The following is a 16398-nucleotide window of genomic DNA, read 5'->3' on the forward strand; positions in this document are numbered from 1 at the left end:
CCGTGCCGGGGGGTGGCATCCCGCCTGACGACGACACTTACCCTCGTATGCATGACCTCCCGTGCCTCCGCCCGACCCGTGGGCACCGTCACGCGGGGGACCACCAATCCCAATCGGCTGCGCCGTATGGACCGCTGGATCGCCCACGCGCACGGTGCGGAGCTGCGGCGGGCCGCCGATCCTGTCGCGGTCGATCTCGGGTACGGCGCCGCTCCCTGGACTGCCGTGGAGTTGCTCGGTCGGCTGCGGTCCGCCGCACCCCGGGTGCGTGTGGTCGGTGTGGAGATCGAACCGGCGCGGGTCTCGGCCGCGAAGCCGTATGAGCGGGAGGGGCTCGTGTTTCGGCACGGGGGGTTCGAGATTCCCGTCTCGCAGCGGCCGCTGCTCGTGCGGGCGGCGAATGTGCTGCGCCAGTACGAGGAGGGCGAGGTCGCCGGGGTCTGGGAGCGGCTGTGTGCGCGGCTCGCGCCGGCCGATCCGGGGGCCGGATCCCGTGGGGGGCTGCTCGTCGAGGGGACCTGCGACGAGATCGGGCGTCGGCATGTGTGGGTCGCGCTCGGGCCGGAGGGGCCGCGTACGGTGACCTTCGCGACGCGGCTGGGCTCGCTGGAGCGGCCCTCGGACCTCGCCGAGCGGCTGCCGAAGGCGCTCATCCATCGCAATGTTCCCGGCGAGCCGGTTCATGCCTTCTTGCGCGACTTCGACCGCGCCTGGGCCGCTGCCGCGCCCTATGCGTCGTACGGCGCACGCCAGCGATGGATGAGGGCGGTACGGGATCTCGCCGTCGACTGGCCGGTGGCGGACGGGCCGGTGCGGTGGCGGCAGGGTGAAGTGACCGTGCGGTGGGAGGCGTTGGCGCCGCGCGTCTGACTCCGCGAGATGGAGGGGAACGATCTCCGGGAGTCGTTCGTCACAAAGGCGGGGAGATCGTCATGACGGGGAGGAACGGGGGGAAGTAGACCTCTGTCACTTTGCGCGCCGACATGGCACGATCCCCCGGACGCTCGTAAGTTACTGACGGGACATCAGTTTGGGGGCAACAGGTATGGGTTCGGGCAAGCGCGGCCTGATCACTGCAGCTGTGACCGTCGTCTGTGCGGTCACCGTGCTCGCGGCGCCAGGCACGGCGTTCGCGGCACCCTCCCCCTCCCCCACCCCTTCACCGAGCGCCTCGACCTCCTCGGCCTCCTCGGCCGCCGTGTCGACCAAGGACCTTGAGGCCGTTCGCCAGCGGCTCGAGGAGCTCTACCACGCCGCGGCCGTCGCCACCGACGAGTACAACGCCGCCGAGGAGGCGGCCGAGAAGCAGTCCGCCGAGATCGTCGCGCTGGCGAAGAGCATCGTCAAAGGGCAGGAGCGGCTGGCCGAGTTGAAGAAGCGGGCCGGGGCCGCGGCCGCCGCGCAGTACCGCTCCGGCGGGCTGCCCGACGAGGCGAAGCTGATGCTCAGCGACGACCCGCAGGCGTTCCTCGACGGCACGGGCCGGGTGCTGCAGGGCCAGCGCGCCACCAAGGGGCTGCTCGCGGAGATGACCCGCATCCAGCAGGACTTGGAGCTCTACGCCAAGGACGCCTCCGCCCAGTGGAAGAAGCTGGAGGCGGGCCGCAAGGCCAAGGCCGCCGCCCAGAAGAAGATCGAGAAGCAGATCAAGGCGGCCGAGCAGCTCGAATCCCGGCTGGAGAAGGAAGAGAAGGAGCGCCTCGCCGAGCTGGAGAAGGCGGCCGCCTACAAGGCCCAGACGGCCTGGCTGGACTCCGGCATCCTGCAGGACATCAAGGGCGAGGCATCCGAACAGGGGCGCAAGGCCGTCGAGTACGCCACGGAGCAGCTGGGCAAACCGTACGAATGGGGCGCCGAGGGGCCGAAGACGTACGACTGTTCCGGGCTTACGTCACAGGCCTGGGCCAGCGCCGGGCAGGGGATTCCGCGGACCTCGCAGGAGCAGTGGAAGCAGCTGGAGCGCATCGACGTCGAGGACATGCGCCCCGGCGACCTCATCATCTACAACGACGACGCCAGCCATGTGGCCATGTACATCGGCGACGGCGCCATCATCCACGCCCCGCGCCCGGGGCGGACGGTGACGGTCGCGGGGGCCGGCTCGATGCCGATTCTCGGGGTGGTTCGACCCGATGCGTGAGGATTCTCCGGCGCACGAGGATTCCCTGACAAGTGAGGATTCAGGGCACCTTGTGACACCTGCCGCGACACCTGACGTGACCCCGGCCACGTGACCCACCGCACGTCCCTTCGACCCCCAAACGCCGGCCGAACGTGACGTTCGTCATCCCTGGCTCTCTTCCGCCCTGTCCAACTGCGGTAGGGAACGCGGCATATGACAGTGGCCGACGCCCACGCGGCGTGGCCCACACCATTCCGTTGCGCCGCCGACTACCGCTATGGTCCCCGTCGGTGGATCGAGGTCCCTCGTTCACACCATGCCCTCGGGGGGAGGGAAGGAACTCAAACGATGCCCCTACCCATACCGCGGCAGAGAGCGATCCCGGCCGTGGAGAGTGGTCAGGCGAAGGCCGCGCCCCCAAGCGGCGGCACCCTCCGGGAAGAGGCCCCGCGTAAGGAAGAGACGGTCGAGAACACCACCCACACCAACCTGACGCTGCTGCTGATCGAGGACGATCCCGGCGGCTCGGCCATCGTGCCCGAGCTGCTCGACTCGGCCGGCAAGCCCATCCGGGTGCGCACCGCGCGCAACCTCACCGAGGCCGAGCGGCTGCTGACCGACGACGTCCACTGCATCCTGCTGGACCTCGCGCTCGCGGCGCCCGGCCGGGTCGCCGAGGACGATGAGCTGGCCGTGCTCAAGCACGTCCTGGAGCTCGCGCCCCGGCATGCCGTCCTCGCGCTCACCGCCTCCGGCGACGCCGAGCGCGGCGCGGAGGCCGTGCGGGTCGGCGCCCAGGACTACCTCTTCCGGGACGAACTGGACGGGCGGCTGCTGAGCCGGGCGATCCGGTACGCCGTTGAGCGGAAACGTTCCGACACGGCCGAGCGGCGCCTTGCCGAGGGCCGGATGCGGGCGCAGGAGAACCGGCGTCTGGAGCGCGGTCTGCTGCCTACGCCGCTGCTGGAGGGCTCCTCGCTGCGGTTCGCCGCGCGGTATCGGCCCGGGCGTTCGCGTGCGTTGCTGGGCGGTGACTTCTACGACGTCGTACGCACCGCTGACGGCACTGTGCACGCCATGATCGGCGACGTCTGCGGGCACGGCCCCGACGAGGCCGCGCTCGGTGTGGAGCTGCGGATCGCCTGGCGGGCGCTGACGCTGGCGGGACTGTGCGGGGACGCTCTGCTGGGCACGCTCCAGCAGGTCCTCGAGCACGAACGGGCCGACGACGAGATCTTCGCGACCCTGTGCACGGTGGACATCGCGCCGGACGGCCGTCGGGCCGGGTTGTGCCTGGCGGGGCACCCGTCACCGCTGCTGGCCCGGCCCGGACGGCCCGCGCAGTTGTTGCCGTACGACAACAACGGGCCCGCGCTCGGGCTGCTGCCCGGGGCACGGTGGCCGCGGATGGAGGTCAAGCTGGGGGCGGAGTGGAGCCTGATGCTCTACACCGACGGCTTGATCGAGGGGCGTGTCGGTGAGGGCCGGGAACGGCTTGGCCAGGACGGCATGGTGGAGATGGTGCGCAGGCAGCTCTCCGAGGGGTTGCGCGGAGAGGCGCTGCTGCGGGCCTCGGTCAATGAGGTCCGGGACCTCAATGGGGGCGAGCTGACGGACGACGTGGCTGTGCTGTTGCTCGACCGGGGGGCCTGAGCGGGAGCGCGCCGCTTGGGTTGTGCCGTTTGCGGGAGCGCGCCGGGAGGGTCGTGCCGTTTGCGGGAGCCCGCCGAAAGGGTGCTGTCGTTCGCCGTCTGCGGGGCGTTGTGGCTGGTCGCACCCATGCGGCGGCGCAGCTGCATATTGCTACAGCCCCGCGCGCCCCTCAGGGCACTGGCTACCGTCCGCCGTTCCAGGGGCCGTAAGGGCCGTCACTGCTGGAGCCCCTTCTGCTGCGACCGCCGCCCGGAAGTCCCTTGATCGCGGGGCGTACGTCCACCATGTACACGATCGTCGCGATGAGGCCGAGGATCGGCAGGAACGACAGGATGTTGAAGATCAGGTTCACGATGAAGGCGAGCCCGAGGATGATCAGCCAGAACGGCTTGGACTGCTTGTCCGCCGCGCGGTAGGCGTCCTCGCGGCGCGTGGCCGCGTCGATCAGCGCGAAGCCGCTGAAAAGGATCAGGGCCATGCTCAGCAGCCACATGAACCCCGCGAAGCCCTGCATCAGCACAACGTCCACCACCTGGTTCGGCTCGTACCTACGCGGTCACCGTACCCGCAACCGCAGGCCCGCTACCCGAACAACGGGCCGAGCACCATGTAAGTGCCCGGCCCGTGTCCAACCGCTCTTCTTCATCCGTCCGTGTTACTTGGCGGGCGGAGTCGTCTTCTTGGCGGTGGTCTTGCGGGTCGTGGTCTTCTTGGCGGTGGCCTTCTTCGCCGGGGCGGCCTCCGCGGCGGGCTGGGTCTCGGCGGGCTTGGCCTCGGCCTTGTCCTCCTTGACCTCGACCGGCTCGGCCTTCGGCTCGACGGCGACCGCGAGCTCCTCGATCTCCTCGGCGGCCTCGCCGCGCCAGGTCTTCACGGCCTGCTCGCCATGCTCGGCGACCTTCTCGTAGGTCTCGCGGGCCTTCACGGCGTACTCGGCGGCGACGCCGACGGTGCGCAGCGCGAGGTCCTGGGCGCTCTCGCCGAACTTCTTCAGGTCGGCGTCGATGCTGCTGCCGAACTTCTTGAAGTCCGCGTCCAGGTTGCTGCCGAACTTCTTGATGTCGGCGTCCAGGTTGCCGATGAACTCGTTGACCTTGGCCTGGATGGTCTCCTGCGCCTCCTTGGCCTTGACACCGGCCTCCTTGGCGCGGGCGGTGGCCTTCTCCTGGACGGCCTTCGGGTCGGTGTTGCGAACGGCCTCGATCCGACCCGGCGCCTCGGCGCGCAGCTGCTCCACCAGGCCGGGCACCTTCTTGGCCTGCTGGAGGGCCAGGTCGGCGGTGCCGGCGGCGAAGTAGAGCGGGGTCGGGTCGCTGAAGGTCTTACGCAGGTCGTCGGTGATGGCCATGGTGATGGTCCTCCCGGGTTGCTTCGAGGTGAGGGTTTTGGTTCCCGCGGTCGGCCTGCCGGTGCGCGTGGTCAGCCGGCCGACTGCTGGGGGTCGTTCGGGTTCTCCGGGTCGGCGTCGTTGCCGTCGGACGTGCGGGGTGTGCGGGGTGTGCGGGTCGTGCGGGTCGCTCGCGTCGTGCGGGTACGGCGCGCGGCGGGCTTGCGGCGTACGGCGGTGTCACTGCCCTGAGCGTCCGCCGCACCGTCGGGGTGCCCGTCGCTCGAGACGGCCTCGGCCGACGCGACGGCTTCCATCGCCTCGGCAGCGTCTGCCGCCTCGCCCGCCTCGGGGGATATCCCGAACCCGTTCTCCTTGCGGAAGGATTCGTAGATCTGGAGCAGCACCTGCTTCTGCCGCTCGTTCAGCGTGGGATCGGCGAGGATGACGGCGCGCGTCTCCACCTCGTCCCGGTCCCGCTCGGCATCGAGGATGCCGGCCCGGACGTACAGCGTCTCGGCGGAGATCCGCAGCGCCTTGGCGACCTGCTGCAGCACCTCCGCGCTCGGCTTGCGCAGGCCGCGCTCGATCTGGCTCAGATACGGATTGGACACCCCCGCGGCATCGGCGAGTTGCCGCAGTGACAGCTGCGCGTTGCGCCGCTGCTCACGCAGATAGTCACCGAGATTGCCGACGTTGAGCGATGCCATGCCTCCACCTTGCCCCACCCGCGCTAACTATTGCAAGCACCTGCTTGCAAAAGTGCGCCACGCCACGTGCCGGGGCTCTGCGACCGGCCGTCAGGAGAGACCACGTCCGGCGCCCGCCCCGTTGGACTGTTCGGCATGAAGACACCGCCGTGTCACAAAACCGACGGGCCGACTCGTCCAAGGTGGTGAGAGGCCAAGGCCTTGAAGAGGGCCTTGAATGACGTCTTCCGGAATCGGGACGGTGAGGGTCATGCGAGTGTTCGTGGCAGGCGGCACCGGGGTCATCGGGCGGCGGCTGGTGCCGCAGCTCGTGGGCGGTGGTCATCACGTGACGGCTACGACGACGAGCGCGGCCAAGCTGGACCTGCTGAAGCAGCTGGGCGCGGACGGCGTCGTGATGGACGGGCTGGACGCCGGGTCGGTCGCCGCCGCGGTGGCCGCGGCCCGGCCGGACGTGGTGGTGCACCAGATGACGGCGATCTCCGTGCCGCACTCCGGCAAGCCCGACATCAGGCACTTCGACCGGTGGTTCGCCACCACCAACCGGCTGCGCACCGAGGGCACGGACCACCTGCTGGCCGCCGCGGCGGCGACCGGCGTCCCCCACTTCGTCGCGCAGAGCGCCGCCATCTGGAACGGCGTCCGCGAGGGCGGATGGGTGAAGACCGAGGAGGACCCACTGCCCGTGGAGACGGGGAAGCTGCGCGCGCTGGCGGACGCGATCCGCCACATCCAGGACGTGGTCCTCAAGGCCGACGGGACGGTCCTGCGGTACGGCGGGTTCTACGGGCCGGGCGCCACCGACGACCAGGTCGAGCTCGTACGCAAGCGGCAGTTCCCGCTGGTCGGGGGCGGCACCGGCTACTGCTCCTGGGTGCATCTCGACGACGCGGCGAGCGCCACCGTCCTGGCCGTGGAGCAGCGGGCGAGGGGCGTGTTCAACATCGTCGACGACGAACCGGCGCCGGCCAGCGAGTGGCTGCCGTATCTGGCGGCCTGCGCGGGGGCGAAGCCTCCGCTTCGGGTGCCCAAGTGGCTGGCCCGGCTGCTGGCCGGGGACGTGGTGGTGACGATGATGACCGAGGGGCGCGGGTTCTCCAACGCCAAGGCCAGGCGGGAGCTCGGCTGGGAGCCGCGGTATCCGTCGTGGCGCCAGGGGTTCCGGGCGGAGCTGGCCTGAGCCGTACGGCTCGTACCCACTTTTTTGTGGGTACTTGGCAGCGCTGCGCCGCCGTCCGACCCTGGATACGGGTGATCGACGAGGCGCAGGACGCGCCCGGCAGTCGTACGACGGACGGAGGTGGCGTTCAGGTCAGGAGGCCGGCTGGGTCTCGGTCAGTCGCTCCAGGCGGCGGTGGCCCCAGTCGGAGAGCGGGCCGAGAGCCTCGGCCAGGTCACGGCCGAACCCGGTCAGGGAGTACACGGTCTTCAGCGGCAGGACGTCGTACACCTCACGGTGCACCAGACCGTCCGTCTCCATCTCGCGCAGCGCCTGGGTCAGCACCTTCTCGCTGAGGCCCGGCAGCCGACGGCGCAGTTCCGCCGGGCGGAGCGGGCCGGACTCCAGCAGCCACAGCAGCGACGTCTTCCACTTGCCGTCGATCACGGCGATCGCGGCGGTCACCCCGCAGACGTTCGGGTCATGGCGCCGACGTGTCATACCCCACCCCTTTTGTCAGCAATTCATCAACTATCGCCACCCTACAGGGAGTTGAGTCATGCCCACCTACGCCGACGAGCCCGCCTTCACCCCCACCGATACCCCCGCCGACACCCCTGCCGACACCCCCACCGTCACCGTCCTCGGACTCGGCCCGATGGGGCGGGCCCTGGCCGGGGCGTTCCTGGATGCGGGAGTGCGGGTCACCGTCTGGAACCGCACGCCGGGGCGGGACCGGGAGCTCGTGGACCGCGGTGCCACGGCGGCCGCGTCCCCGGCACAGGCGGTCGCCGCCGGTGCGCTGACCGTCGTCTGCGTGGTCAATTACGACGCCGCCGACGCCGTCCTGCGGCAGGACGCGGTCACCGACGCGCTCAAGGGCCGTACGGTCGTGAACCTGACCGCCGACACCCCGGCGCGGGCCCGGGACGCGGCGCAATGGGCGGCCGCGCACGGCGTCCGCTATCTGGACGGCGCGATCATGTCGATGACCACGACCATCGGGACATCCGACGCGGTGGTCATCTACAGCGGTCCGGAGGAGCTCTACCGCGAGCACCGCCCCGTCCTCGGCGCCCTGGGCGGCACCCACACCCACCTCGGCGAGGACATCGGCCGGGCCGCCGCCTACGACATCGCCCTGCTCGACATCTTCTGGACGGCGATGGCCGGCTACGCGCACGCCCTGGCCGTGGCGCGGGCCGAGGGCATCACCGCGCGGGAGCTCCTCCCCCTCGCCCAGGGCATCGGCGCGATCCTGTCGCCGCTCTTCGAGGAGTTCGCGGGCGACGTCGACGACGGCACCTACTCCGGCGAACTCAACCCGATCACCTCCGCCGTGTCCTCCATGGCCCACATCGTCCAGGCCGCCGAGTCCCACGGCATCGACTCGGCCGTCATGCGCGCCGCCGAGGGCCAGGCCCGCCGGGTCGTCGCCCTCGGCCACGGGACGGACGGCTTCATGCGGGTCACCGACCTGCTGGGCCGCTCCCGCACCGGCTGAAAATCGGTCGCGGCAGTCATACAAGGAAGCTAGAGTCACGGCCATGACTGCCGGGTCGGCCATGTGCCGTGAGCGAGTTGGGTGTTGCCCGGCCTCTGAGTGAGGCTGCGGCGGCGGGCCAGGAGCCCGCCTCTTTCTCTTCGCCTTCCCTCCGTACGGAATCAGAGAAAGAGAAAGAATTGCCCAACGCATTCAACCAACAGGTCATCGACGAGTTCCGCGCCAACAAGGGCCGCGTCGGCGGCTACTTCGAGGGCGCCCGCCTGATCCTCCTCACCACCACCGGCGCCCGCACCGGCCGCCCGCGCACCGCCCCCGTCGGCTACCTCCCCGACGGCGGCGACCGCGTCCTGGTCATCGCCTCGGCCGGCGGCTCCCCGAAGCACCCGGCCTGGTTCCACAACCTGGTCGCGAACCCCCGAGTCACCGTCGAGAGCGGCGCGTTCACCTACGAGGCCCGGGCGGTCGTCCTCGACGGCGAGGAGCGTGACCAGGCCTTCGCCCGGGCCGTCGAGGCGGATCCGGGCTGGGCGGCGTACCAGGACAAGACGGAGCGGGTGATCCCCGTCGTCGCCCTGTACGAGATCGCCCAGGGCGGCCCCCCGAACATCAACGCGTCCTCCATGGGCGAGGCCATCAAGGTCGTCCATGACGCCTTCCGTCGCGAACTCGCCCTGATCCGCGAGGAGATGAGCAAGAGCAGCGAGGAGGGCGGCAGGGGCGCCGGCACCCTCGGCGCCCAGCTCCGCGTCAACTGCCTCACCTTCTGCGCGGGCCTCCACAACCACCACACCGGCGAGGATCTCGGCATGTTCCCGGTCCTGGCCGACCGCCGTCCCGAGTTGGCGCCGGTCCTGGCCCGCCTCCGCGAGGAGCACGAGCGCATCGCCGCCCTCGTCGAGGACCTGCGTCACGCCGTGAGCGCCGAGCACCCGGACCCGGCCGCCGCCCGCACCGAGGTGGAGCGCCTCACGGCGGAGCTGGAGGCGCATCTGACGTACGAGGAGGAGCAGTTGATCCCGGTCCTGGACGCCGCGTAACGGCCGACGGTGACCCACGGGAGGCCGTCGCCCGCACAGACCGCTAGAACGGCAACGGCCTCCCGTGCACCACCTCCAACCCCGCCACCGCCCGCGTCACCACCACATACAGCCGCTGCAACCCCCGCTCCTCCGCCTCCACGATCGCGGCCGGCTCCACGGCGACGACATGGTCGTACTCCAGCCCCTTCACCACCCTCGCCGGTACGACGGCCACCCGCGCCCGAAGTTCATCCGCACCCCCCGCCTCGATCCCGGCGGCCGCCAGCGCCTCGCGCACCCGGGCCGCGTCCGCGTCGGCGGCGACGACGCCCACGGACCCCTCCCGGCCCAGCGCATCCCGTACAGCGCCCACGACCGCACCCATCAGCTCACCCTCCACCGCCTCCCGGAACCGCAACTCCCCGTCCTCCCGCAGCGACCGCGCCGGCGGCACGTCCACCTCCACCCGCTCCAGCAGCCGGTTGGCCAGCGCCAGCACCGCCCCCGGCACCCGGAACCCCGTCGTGAGCGGTGCGACCACCGCGTCCGGCTTCCCCAGATGCCGCAGCACCGTCTCCCAGGACCGCGCGGCCCAGGGCGTCGTCCCCTGCGCCAGGTCCCCGAGCACGGTCAGCGACCCGAAGGCCGCCCGGCGCGCGATCGCCCGGCACTCCATCGGCGACAGGTCCTGCGCCTCGTCGACGACGAGATGGCCGTACCCCTGCGGATGTTCGATGAGCCCCGCCACCTCGTCGAGCAGCACGAGATCGGCCGCCGACCAGCGCGCCGACTTCCACGACCGCGGCGGCTTCGCCCACAGCAGCGCCTTCTGCTCCTCGGCGTCCAGCAGCCCGTCGGCGGCGGCCGCCAACACCTGCGGATCGCCGAGCAGTTCGGCCACCACCTCCTCCGGCCTCACCCGCGGCCACACGGCATCGACGTACGCCCCCACCGGCCGCGCCCGCGAGACCTTCTGCACCCACGCGTTGCTCCGCACCCCGCTGCGCCGCTCGGCCTGGTCGCGGATGAGCCGCACCACCCGAGTCCGCACCCGCTCCCGCCCGACCGCGTACGGCGGCTCCTCCTCCCGCACCCCCGCCACGATCCGCACGAGCTCGCCCGCCGAGACCCGCCACCGGTACGAACCCTCGGCCAGGACAAGGGAGTCGACCCCTTCCGTGCGCACCCGCGCGTACAGCGCCCGCCGCAGCACCCGCGCCATCCGGACGTCGTGCTTCACGACGTCCGCCCGCCCGTCGTCGGCCCCGGTGACCGGATGCCGGGCGATCTCGTCCCGCAGCGTGGACTGGCGTACGCCACTCTCGCCGAGGGCGGGCAGCACCTCGCAGATGTACGACAGGAACGTCCGGTTGGGCCCGAGGATCAGCAGTCCGCCGCGCCGGATGCGCTGCGGGTGGGTGTAGAGCAGATACGCGGCGCGGTGCAGGCCGACGGCGGTCTTGCCGGTGCCGGGAGCGCCCTGCACACACACCGACAGGGCGAGATCGCCTCGTACGAGATCGTCCTGCTCGGGCTGGATGGTGGCCGCGATGTCCCGCATGGGCCCGACACGGGGCCGCTCGATCTCCCGGGCGACGATGTCGCTGGCCCGGGACTCGCCCCGGTCGAGGTGCTCGTCCTCCATCCCGGTCAGGTCGGCGGACTCCCCGCGGCTCCCCGGCGCCCAGCCGAACCGCCGCCGTACGGCGACGCCCCGCGGGTCGCGGGCGGAGGCTTGGTAGAAGGCGCGGGAGACGGGAGCCCGCCAGTCGACGACGAGGGGCGGCGCGGCGGGGTGCTCGGTGATCCGCAACCGCCCGACGCGGTAGCTCTGCCCGCCGTGTTCACCTCCCTCGCCGAAGTCCAGCCGCCCGAAGAACAGGGGCCCTTCGGGCAGCTCGCGGAGTTCCTTGGCCTGGCTGCGCAGCTGGTACCCGAGGACCTCGGCGTCGGCACCGGAGGCGGAGACGTCCTCGCCGACGACGACCTGTTCCTGGGCGCCGGCGACCATGGCGGCGAGGGCGGCGCGGCAGCGGTCGTGGTGGGCTCGTTCTTCGGCGAGGGCGTGCCGGAGGGCAGGTTCGGTTGACGTCATTCGAGCAAGCGTACCCAAATAACGTAACCGAGTTAAGTTTTTTACCGCATCTCACTCACTTCGACAGGTAGGGCAACCCCTTCGCCAGCAGGTCGAACGCCCGCTCGGCAGCGGCCACGGCATCGGCCCGTACATCCTCCGCCCGCTCCCCGCCCGCGATCCGCCGCCAGTTCTCCAGCGCGAGGATCCGCCGCACGGCGGCGATCTGCCCGGCGGCCAGCCGCGCGTCCAGGTCCCCGCCGAGCGCGTCGGCGAGCGCGGCCTCCGAACGCTCCAGGTAGGCGTACATGCGCGCGGCCAGCGAGGGAGTCCCGTACAGCAGCGAGTGGTAGCGGAGCACCTCGGGATGGTCGTTCAGCCCGGTGACCGGATCACACCGCTCCAGCCCGTCGAGGAAGTGCCGCCGCAGTGCACGAAGAGGCGGGCCCTGCGCGCCGGCCACGATCCGGGCGGCCTCCTGCTCGTGATCGGCGATCCGGTACAGGACGAGGTCCTCCTTCGCCGGGAAGTACCGGAAGAGGGTGGGCTTGGAGATCTCGGCCGCGGCGGCGACCTCGGCGACGGACACGGCGTCGAAGCCCTTCTCCAGGAAGAGGCGGACGGCGGTGTCCGACACGGTCTCGTACATCCGCTGCTTCTTGCGCTCGCGCAGCCCGGGCTCTCCGGCGGGTGTGTCGCTCATGCGAGCGAGCCTACGCAGGAGCCATGGCCGTGCTGCGCAGCCAGCTCACCAGCGCCGCCATGATCTGCGAGCGGGTCGGCAGGTCCACCAAGCCGAGCGGCACGGCTGCGGCGGCCAGGACCCTCTGCAGCTTTCCGGCGGCCTGGGGCAGGGCCACCCAGTCGATCTCCGTGCCGTGGAGAAGAGACAGCGACACGCGGATGACATCGGTGAAGACCGACTGCGCCCTCTTGAAGTCGAGGAGCAACGGCAGGTCGCCCGCCCAGCCGCGGGAGCTTCCGGGGCGGACCCGCTCTGCCGCCCGGCACCATTCCTCGGTCATACGCCGTTGCTGATCCGATGGGTAGCGCATCAGGTAGAGATGCGTGGCGAGGTCATAGAGCGGGTCGCCCAGCATCGCCAGCTCCCAGTCGATCGTCCAGAGCCGGCCTTCGTCGTCGACGATGAAGTTCTCGCGGTGCAGATCCGCGTGCAGAAGGCAGAAGGGGCGCTCCGACAGCCCCACGAGCACGTGCTTGCGCAGGTGGACGAACGCGTCACTGCCCACGCCGAGACTCATGAAGAGGGCACCGAACTGCCTGCTGTTCGCGTCGTGGACCCGCTCTTCGACGAACGCGATCAGGCGCTCCAGAAATCCGTTGGTGTCACCGTCCTCGGTCCGATCCTGGGACAGGCACCGCCGCTCCGCGCTGAGCGACGACGGCGTGATCCGCGCCATCTCCCGGAAGAGGTCGACGATCTGGTCGAGGATCGCCTCCGGAACGCGACGGCCCGTCCAGCGGCGCGCGCCGATGGTGCGGCCTTCGATGAACAGCTGCAGCCCCATACCCGCGATCTCGAGGACCTCGGGGATCCGTGTGATCCGCCCGCTCAACTCGCGCAGCAGCTGCTCCTCGGAGCGGAAGCACCGCCGGTCGAACCACAGGAGCCCGTCGCGCGGTTCCCGGCACTTGACGGCATCCGTCCGGCCGGGCAGCGCAAGGACGTAGGTCTCGTGGTGATAGCCCTGCAGGGGCCCTGTGATCACCTCGGCGGTCCCGGACATCTCCACGGCACGCTGCCCCGTCACCGAAACGGGCTCCGGGCTCATGGGCACCCTCCCCCCACCTCACCGGGCAATGGAGCGTACGCCCGCGGCACGCTCCCGCGCTCAGGACGCGCCGGGTCGGGTGGGGAGTGGGATCGCCGGCTCCGGTTCGCGTGCCGCGTCCCAGAGCGTCTCGAAGAACTCTTGGCGGCGCCTGATCATCATCCGGTCGTGGGCGCCGCCGTCCGGGGACCAGCGGGTCAGCAGGGAGTCGTAACCGATCAGATCCAGGAGACGGCCGTCGGCCGTGTCGGGGCCGGGCTGGGCGGGCGTGCCGGTGGCCCACGGTTCGGGGCGCAGGTCGATCTTGTCGTAGATCCCCTCGTACACCCGGTCGTTGATGAAGTAGAGCTTGAGCGAGGGCGACATGTGCAGCACCCGGAACTCGACGGTCAGCGTCCCCCGCTTGGCGACGGCCATCCGACCTCTCTGATCCTTCAGGCTTCTCTCGTACTCCGCGATCTGGCGCCTCAGCTCCGCGCGGAACGCGGGTGAGTCGGAGACCTTGCCGCCCGCGCCCACCAGGCCCGGGACCTCGATCTGCCGGGTGAAGTCCGGCACCAGGACCCGAATGCTCACTCTGCGCTGCTTGTTCTCGCTCAGCTCCTGGAGAAAGGTCTTCAGCGGGGCGGCGAGCGTCTCCCCCGTGAAGCCCATCGCCGCCAGCCGGACGTCTCTGCCCTCGAGCGCCTCCTTGAACTCGCTCTCCAGCTCCCTCGGCGTGACGACCCTTCCCGAGTTCAGCCTCTGCATCTCGCTGTCCAGGCGCCCGTTGAGCCGCTGCACCTCGGCGTAGAGCACATAGCCCACCACGGTGACCAGCGACCCGCCCAGATAGACCTTGTCCGCCAGCGCGTCCCCGACCGGCTTCACGAACTGCGCCACCAGACCGATGACGAAGACGGCGAAGAGGAAGAGCCGCGTGATGACGGGCTCCAGCCGCCCCCAGCCGGCCGCCAGTCTGCCGCCCCATGACGGCCTTGTGTCCGACACCAATTCCCCCTGCCAGCCCCCGACTTGGATCGAGCCTGCTCATGGTGCCCGCTGGGCCGGGCCGTCAGGAAGGGGCCGTGGTCATCACCACGGAATCAGGGCCGAGAAATCATCGAACCGATGCCTGACGACGGCCACGCCCGCCGCCCGCAGCGCCGCCGCCTCACGCTCGCACGCGCCCTCGCCCCTGCCCCCGCCCCCGCCCCCGCCATCGTCGCCGTCCTCGCCCGGGTCCGGGGCATACCCCACGAACGCCACCCCGGCCGCCCGCGCCGCCGCCAGGTCCGTCGTCGTGTCCCCGAACATCAGGGCGTCCGCCGCGTCGGCGCCGAACGCGTCCAGCGCCCGGAGCAGGCAGTCCGGGTGGGGTTTCAACCGCCTGGGGTCGCCGGTACGGCCGTGGATCCGGCCCGCGAAGTGCTCGTCGAGGCCCATCCGGCGCAGGTACACGGCGACGGCCTCGGGGGAGTTGTTCGTGGTGACGGCGATCCGCACCCCTTCCTTCGCCAGCCGCCGGACCAGATCCTCCGCACCCTCGGTCGGGGGCGCGATCCGCGCCGCCTCCTTCTCGCCCTGGACGAGACAGGCGTCGAGCTCTGCCACCAGCGCATCACCGGGACGCGCCGAGTCCACGGCACGCAGCACGACCTGGGGGTCGATGGACGCCAAGGCCGCGGGCGGCAGCAGGGCCAGTGCGCCGCGCCTCGCGACGATCTTCCGCAGCTCGACGGCGAGCGGTGCCGACGAGGTACCGGGGAACAGCCGGCACAGCGGCCCGTCGAAGTCGAACAGCACGCACCGCCCCAGCACGATCCGCTCCGCCGCGGCCCGCAACAGTGCGGATTCGTCGAGCGCCACGCTCTGCGGTCGCTCCGTCTCCCGCCGTACGGTCATGAAGCGGCCGTCGGCACGGACAGGCTGTGCCACTTCCGCAGGGCTTCCACCATCTGTTCCAAGTCCGGCACCTCAACGAGCCGCAGCGGCTGACGGGCCCGGCCCATGGCTCGGCTCACCCGCTCCGCCGCCGCCTGGAAGTGCCGCTCCTCGGCCTCGACCGGGAGAGCGAGTGCCGCGCGCATGACGTCCGGGAAGACGGACTGCGCGTACTCGAAGGCCAGGTAGGTGTCGAGGTCCTGGTGCAACCCCGCGGTGAGCTCGGCGCAGCCGGCCTCCTCCATGGCCTGGGCCCACAGTTCGACCATTCGGTCCTGTTCTGCCTTCCCATACCCCGTCCGTACAAGGTGAGTGGCGAGATCGTGCAGGGGGTCGCCGTATATCGCCAGCTCCCAGTCGATCACCGCGATCCGTCCGCGGCGCACCACGACGTTGGCGCGGTGGACGTCGGTGTGCAGGAGCTTGAAGGGACGCGAGGTCAGGCCGTGATGGTTCTCCTTGAACGCCGTCATCGCGTCCGGGGGAATCCCCACCGCGTCGAAGAGGTCGCCGAACCGGTCCCGGTTGGGCTGGTGCACACGCTGCTCGGTGAAGTCGACCAGCCAGTGCAGGAACCTGTCGCTGTCGCCGTCGTCCGGCCAGTCCTCGGGAGGCGGCGGGAGCTCCTCGACCGGCACCTGGGCGGTCCTGACGAAGAACGCCGCGAACTCCCGCATCAGCTTCTCGTCGATCTCACCGGCGGGATTGCGCTCGCTGAGCGCCTCGCCCCTGCGGTACCGGTGCAGGGAGCGGTCGCCGACTTCCCCCAGTACGGCGAGACAGCGCGGCACCTCGCGCAGGTACCGGCAGACGACGTCGAGGACATCGGCCTCGCGCGGCCAGATGCGGGGGACGACCTCCACAGTGTTCAGCGGCACCCGGTACTTGAACCGCGTGTAAGGCACCACACCGATGACCAGGGCCAGCAACAGCCCTACCCGCAACACGTAGTTGGTGTTGTGGTGGCCCCTGAGCACCTCACCCCTACCTCGGAGTCGGCGGGACTCCAAAAGGCGGTGCGCGAGCGACGAACGCGCTCCGTGTTGCAGAGGGGGCACGATGGCCGAGATTAGCGCTTCGCGCTGGGCGCCATGCCAACAGGTGCATAACT

Annotated in this window: 16 protein-coding genes; 6 read left to right on the plus strand and 10 right to left on the minus strand. The window is 70.9% G+C overall.

All coding sequences use genetic code 11. The features are described from left to right. Positions 1-78: 78 nt before the first annotated feature. The 3 genes from PBV52_RS21855 (at position 79) to PBV52_RS21865 (ending at position 3775) form a co-directional block, all read left to right on the plus strand. Positions 79-870: a class I SAM-dependent methyltransferase gene (locus PBV52_RS21855; protein ID WP_373922020.1), complete on the plus strand. Its 792-nt coding sequence runs from the start codon at positions 79-81 to the stop codon at positions 868-870. Between the two features lie 175 nt (positions 871-1045). Then, a complete protein-coding gene (locus PBV52_RS21860) occupies positions 1046-2140 on the plus strand; it encodes a C40 family peptidase (RefSeq protein WP_274240427.1) in 1095 nt (364 codons plus the stop codon). Between the two features lie 330 nt (positions 2141-2470). Then, entirely contained in the window at positions 2471-3775 is a 1305-nt protein-coding gene (locus PBV52_RS21865; RefSeq protein ID WP_274240428.1) for a PP2C family protein-serine/threonine phosphatase, read from the plus strand. Positions 3776-3956: 181 nt separating this feature from the next. Here PBV52_RS21865 and PBV52_RS21870 read toward each other — a convergent pair whose 3' ends face one another. The 3 genes from PBV52_RS21870 to PBV52_RS21880 all read right to left on the minus strand — a co-directional run bounded on the left by PBV52_RS21870 (position 3957) and on the right by PBV52_RS21880 (position 5812). Then, positions 3957-4289 carry a DUF2516 family protein gene (locus PBV52_RS21870; RefSeq protein WP_274249504.1) on the minus strand — a complete coding sequence of 111 codons (333 nt, stop codon included), beginning with the start codon at positions 4287-4289 and terminating at the stop codon, positions 3957-3959. Positions 4290-4430: 141 nt separating this feature from the next. Then, positions 4431-5123, minus strand: coding sequence for a hypothetical protein (locus PBV52_RS21875; RefSeq protein WP_274240429.1), 693 nt, complete (start codon positions 5121-5123; stop codon positions 4431-4433). Between the two features lie 71 nt (positions 5124-5194). Continuing rightward, complete coding sequence (locus PBV52_RS21880) at positions 5195-5812, minus strand: helix-turn-helix domain-containing protein (RefSeq protein ID WP_274240430.1); 618 nt, start codon at positions 5810-5812, stop codon at positions 5195-5197. 250 nt (positions 5813-6062) lie between these two features. Between PBV52_RS21880 and PBV52_RS21885 the strand changes: the two genes are divergently transcribed. Continuing rightward, a complete protein-coding gene (locus PBV52_RS21885; protein WP_274240431.1) occupies positions 6063-6992 on the plus strand; it encodes an NAD(P)-dependent oxidoreductase in 930 nt (309 codons plus the stop codon). A 132-nt stretch (positions 6993-7124) separates the two neighbouring features. On the opposite strand, the gene PBV52_RS21890 is transcribed toward PBV52_RS21885, so the two are convergent. Continuing rightward, positions 7125-7472: a helix-turn-helix domain-containing protein gene (locus PBV52_RS21890; RefSeq protein ID WP_274240432.1), complete on the minus strand. Its 348-nt coding sequence runs from the start codon at positions 7470-7472 to the stop codon at positions 7125-7127. A 58-nt stretch (positions 7473-7530) separates the two neighbouring features. Between PBV52_RS21890 and PBV52_RS21895 the strand changes: the two genes are divergently transcribed. Further along, positions 7531-8475, plus strand: a complete 945-nt coding sequence (locus PBV52_RS21895) for an NAD(P)-dependent oxidoreductase (protein ID WP_274240433.1) — start codon at positions 7531-7533, stop codon at positions 8473-8475. Positions 8476-8654: 179 nt separating this feature from the next. Beyond that, the gene (locus PBV52_RS21900; RefSeq protein WP_274240435.1) at positions 8655-9515 is read left to right on the plus strand and encodes a nitroreductase/quinone reductase family protein; all 861 of its coding nucleotides are present in this window, start codon (positions 8655-8657) and stop codon (positions 9513-9515) included. 43 nt (positions 9516-9558) lie between these two features. On the opposite strand, the gene PBV52_RS21905 is transcribed toward PBV52_RS21900, so the two are convergent. The 6 genes from PBV52_RS21905 to PBV52_RS21930 form a co-directional block, all read right to left on the minus strand. Continuing rightward, positions 9559-11592 carry an AAA family ATPase gene (locus PBV52_RS21905; protein WP_274240436.1) on the minus strand — a complete coding sequence of 678 codons (2034 nt, stop codon included), beginning with the start codon at positions 11590-11592 and terminating at the stop codon, positions 9559-9561. A gap of 55 nt (positions 11593-11647) precedes the next feature. After that, the gene (locus PBV52_RS21910; RefSeq protein WP_274240437.1) at positions 11648-12274 is read right to left on the minus strand and encodes a TetR/AcrR family transcriptional regulator; all 627 of its coding nucleotides are present in this window, start codon (positions 12272-12274) and stop codon (positions 11648-11650) included. A gap of 10 nt (positions 12275-12284) precedes the next feature. Further along, the gene (locus PBV52_RS21915) at positions 12285-13364 is read right to left on the minus strand and encodes an aminoglycoside phosphotransferase family protein (protein ID WP_274240438.1); all 1080 of its coding nucleotides are present in this window, start codon (positions 13362-13364) and stop codon (positions 12285-12287) included. A gap of 60 nt (positions 13365-13424) precedes the next feature. Next, positions 13425-14354: an ATP/GTP-binding protein gene (locus PBV52_RS21920; RefSeq protein ID WP_274240439.1), complete on the minus strand. Its 930-nt coding sequence runs from the start codon at positions 14352-14354 to the stop codon at positions 13425-13427. Positions 14355-14438: 84 nt separating this feature from the next. Then, the gene (locus PBV52_RS21925) at positions 14439-15281 is read right to left on the minus strand and encodes an HAD family hydrolase (RefSeq protein ID WP_274240440.1); all 843 of its coding nucleotides are present in this window, start codon (positions 15279-15281) and stop codon (positions 14439-14441) included. Then, positions 15245-16264, minus strand: a complete 1020-nt coding sequence (locus tag PBV52_RS21930) for an aminoglycoside phosphotransferase family protein (protein ID WP_274240442.1) — start codon at positions 16262-16264, stop codon at positions 15245-15247. Before PBV52_RS21930 ends, PBV52_RS21925 begins: the two co-directional genes overlap by 37 nt. Positions 16265-16398: the final 134 nt, after the last annotated feature.

Source organism: Streptomyces sp. T12, assembly GCF_028736035.1.
In the GTDB taxonomy this organism is placed as follows: Bacteria; Actinomycetota; Actinomycetes; order Streptomycetales; family Streptomycetaceae; genus Streptomyces.